This is a genomic window from Micromonospora sicca (assembly GCF_003172935.1).
Lineage (GTDB): Bacteria > Actinomycetota > Actinomycetes > Mycobacteriales > Micromonosporaceae > Micromonospora > Micromonospora sicca.
On the sequence record NZ_QGKS01000270.1, the window covers coordinates 1 to 3,189 of the forward strand.

Consider the following 3,189-nt stretch of genomic DNA (forward strand, 5'->3'; position numbering starts at 1 on the left):
GCCGCCGGCCGCTCGTGGTCGACGGTGGCGGTGGTCGGGGCGCTGACCTCGGCGGCGTCCGCCACCGGGTCACCCTCCACGATGGGCGCCGTCGGGCCGTCGGCCGCCTGGCGACCCCACAGCAACCACCCGCCGGCGAGGCCCACCAGCAGGGCCAGGATCAGGATCAGCCATTGCCCGAAAGTCGACGGCACGGCAAACCTCCCTCTTATGTACGTGAACGACAGTCGTGAGAAAACCGGGGGCAGCTTCGCACACGTGCGTCGTGGACGACAGGGAGGTCGGCGGCTTGCGTCCCTGCTGGGACACGTCGTGCCGGCGGGTGGTGACGGGATGACCGAGCGTGTGCCGTCGCGACGGACCGGCGGGGGCGCCCCGGACCGCGGTGCAGGACGGGCCCGGAGAGTCGGTGTCAGCGCACCGGGTCGGACGCCGGCGCGGTGGTGGCGTCCCAGGTGTAGAAGCAGCCGGCGACGGCGTCCCGGGGGGAGCCCCAGGTCGGCAGGTACGGCGACGTGTGCGCGGAGAGCCGTTCGTTGACCTGCCGGTAGAGCGGGTGGTTGCGCACCCCGGCCACCGCGTCCGGGTCGACGTCCGCCGTCTCCATCAGGTGTACGCACAGGTCGTGCAGGCAGTACAGCGACCGGTGCCGGACGCCGGCGAGGCCGGGCAGCTCCGTCGCGTCTGACTCGGCGAAGATCTGCGCGACCCGCCCCTCCGCTCCCGGGACGATGCGGCTGACGATCAACAGACGACTCATCGGGGGACCCCTCTCGCCGGTGGTGCCCCTGACCCAGCCCGAGGACGTCGGACACCTTGTCGGGCCACCATGCCCGGCCGCTGTCACCTCCCCGTCACGCGGGGAGAGCGGCCGGTGACGCCGGAGCGGGGTGCGGGTGGCCGGCTGGCGTGCCGGATCGGGGCGAGGGTCTCGTCGAGCAGCGCGCACATCGCCGGGGAGGGCTCCAGGCGCAGCTCCCGCAGCAGCAGGTCGCGGTAGACGTAGAAGGCGTGCACCGCCTCGAAGGCGTTCCCTTCCGCGAGGTGGATCCGGACGACCAGGCGGTGGGGCGTCTCGCGGAGCGGCTCGGCGGCCATCGCCTCCAGGGCGGCCTCCAGCGCCTCCCCGTGCCGGCCCGCCGCGAGATGGTTGCCGGCGAGTTGTTCGAGCATGTGCAGCCGGAGCTGGCGCAGCCGTTCGCGTTCCAGCAGGACCCAGTCGTCGTACCAGCCGGGGAGCAGGTCGTGGCGGCCGGCGACGCGGACGGCGTCCGGCACCTCCCCGTCGCGGACCCGGGACGCGACGTCGACCAGTTCGTCGGTGTCGAGGTGGACGGTCGGGTCGAGCCGGACGGTGTCCCCGTCGGTGAGCAGCGGGCAGCAGGGGTCCTGGCGCAGCCGCCACAGCGCGGTACGCAGCGACGACAGCGCCCGCTCCTCGGACGTCTCCGGCCAGAGCAGTCCGGCCAGGTGGCTGCGGGTCGCGGCCGGGCGCAGGCCGATCAGGGCGATGACCCGTTGCAGTCCCCGCGGTACCACCACCGGCACGTCGTCGTGCAGCAGCCGGAAACCGCCGAGCAGCTGTAGCGACACCCGCGGCGCGGGTCCGGCGCCGGCCGTCGGCATTTTGGAATGACCGGTCACCGGCGCACCCCCTGCCCCGGACTCCTCGTCCCGACCGTCCTCGTTGCCCCGGTGCGCGGCTGCCCGCGACGCCGATGTCGGAACGGCTCCGCCGCGGCGGCGACGTCGGATGTCCGGCGCCGTCCGGGCTGACCGAGACGGAGATTATCAATGATGATTACACTCAGTCAACCTATTCGTCGTTAATGTGACCGTCCAGTACGGTCGGTTCGCAGCGGTCCTGAACTGCGAATATTTGTCGCTATGCGCTGGGTGTCGCAAGGGGACGCATAGCCCCGGCACAGTTTGCGTCAACACAGCGTCACCGAATCTCTACCTCCCGCGCTCAGCTCGGGTGACGCTGCGGTGACGTCCCCGTCGGCATCGTGTCGGCAGTCGTCCGGCCGACCGGAACCCGCCCGAGGGGGAGACGCTTCATGGACCGTTCGCTCATCGTCGCGAAGGTGCTGCCCACCGCCGAGGACCAGGTCGCCGAGATCTTCGCCGAGTCCGACGCGACGGAGCTGCCGCGTCTGGTCGGCGTCCGGCACCGCTCGCTGTACCGGCTGCACGACCTCTACGTCCATCTGCTGGAGACGGAGCTGCCGGCCGAGGGCGCGGTGGAGGACGCCCGCGGTCATCCCGAGTTCGTCCGGATCAGCACGCGATTGCGGCCGTTCATCTCGCCGTACCTGCCGGACTGGCGCTCGCCCCGAGACGCCATGGCCCACTGCTTCTACCGGTTCGACGCGCCCGGGCGGCGGCCGTGACCACCACCGCGCCCCGCGACGAGCAGCTCTGGTCCCGCTGCGCCGGCTGCTCCTCGCTGCTGTACCGCAAGCGGCTGCGCCGCAACCTCGACGTCTGCCCCGAGTGCGGCACGCACTCCCGCCTGGACGCCCCGGCTCGGGTGGCCCAGCTGGTCGACCCGGACTCGTTCACCGCGCTGCCCGAGCGGGCGGTGGAGGTGGACCCGATCGGCTTCGTCGACGCGCTGCCGTACCCGCACCGGCTGACCGCGGCGCGGGCCGGCACCGGGCTGGACGAGGCGGTGGTCTGCGGCACCGCCGCCGTCGGTGGGCACCGGATCGCGCTGGCGGTGATGGACTTCCGGTTCCTCGGCGGCAGCCTGGGCTGCGCGGTCGGCGAGCTGATCACCCTGACCGCCGAGCGGGCGCTCGCCGAGGAGGTGCCCCTGGTGCTGGTCACCGCCTCCGGCGGGGCCCGGATGCAGGAGGGGGCGCTGTCGCTGATGCAGATGGCCACCGTGAGCCAGGCCGTCGCCGGGCTGCGCGAGGCGGGACTGCTCACCGTCAGTGTGATCACCGATCCGACGTACGGCGGGGTGGCGGCCTCGTTCGCGACGAACACCGACGTGGTGCTCGCGGAGAGCGGCGCGCGGATGGGCTTCGCCGGCCCACGGGTGATCCGGCAGGTCACCGGCGCCGCGCTGCCGGAGGGCTTCCAGACGGCCGAGTTCCTGCTGCGGCACGGGCAGGTCGACATGGTGGTGCCCCGGCACGCGCTGCGCGGGCGGCTGACGGCGCTGCTGGCCGCCGCCTGGCC

The 3,189-nt window shown here is 72.9% G+C and carries 4 protein-coding genes and 1 pseudogene; 2 read left to right on the forward strand and 3 right to left on the reverse strand.

The annotated features are described in order from the left end of the window. The 3 genes and pseudogenes from DKT69_RS21545 to DKT69_RS21555 form a co-directional block, all read right to left on the reverse strand. Nucleotides 1-194 (reverse strand): annotated as a pseudogene (locus DKT69_RS21545) (hypothetical protein); the annotation flags it as partial. Between the two features lie 218 nt (nucleotides 195-412). Then, the gene (locus tag DKT69_RS21550) at nucleotides 413-760 is read right to left on the reverse strand and encodes a TcmI family type II polyketide cyclase (protein WP_109803331.1); all 348 of its coding nucleotides are present in this window, start codon (nucleotides 758-760) and stop codon (nucleotides 413-415) included. Between the two features lie 83 nt (nucleotides 761-843). Continuing rightward, nucleotides 844-1,644, reverse strand: coding sequence for an AfsR/SARP family transcriptional regulator (locus DKT69_RS21555; RefSeq protein WP_375373586.1), 801 nt, complete (start codon nucleotides 1,642-1,644; stop codon nucleotides 844-846). Nucleotides 1,645-2,060: 416 nt separating this feature from the next. On the opposite strand from DKT69_RS21555, the gene DKT69_RS21560 reads away from it, so the two are divergent. Both DKT69_RS21560 and DKT69_RS21565 read left to right on the forward strand, forming a co-directional pair. After that, nucleotides 2,061-2,393 (forward strand): TcmI family type II polyketide cyclase, encoded by a 333-nt coding sequence (locus DKT69_RS21560; RefSeq protein WP_109803333.1) that lies wholly within the window; start codon nucleotides 2,061-2,063, stop codon nucleotides 2,391-2,393. Next, nucleotides 2,390-3,189, forward strand: an 800-nt coding sequence (locus DKT69_RS21565; RefSeq protein ID WP_304598696.1) for an acetyl-CoA carboxylase carboxyltransferase subunit beta, incomplete at its 3' end; no start/stop codon positions are given. The genes DKT69_RS21560 and DKT69_RS21565, both read left to right, overlap by 4 nt.

Coding starts and splice junctions, on each gene's coding strand:
- DKT69_RS21550 (WP_109803331.1), bottom strand. CDS start 760: ATGAGTCGTCTGTTGATCGTCAGCCGCATCGTCCCGGGAGCGGAGGGG.
- DKT69_RS21560 (WP_109803333.1), top strand. CDS start 2,061: ATGGACCGTTCGCTCATCGTCGCGAAGGTGCTGCCCACCGCCGAGGAC.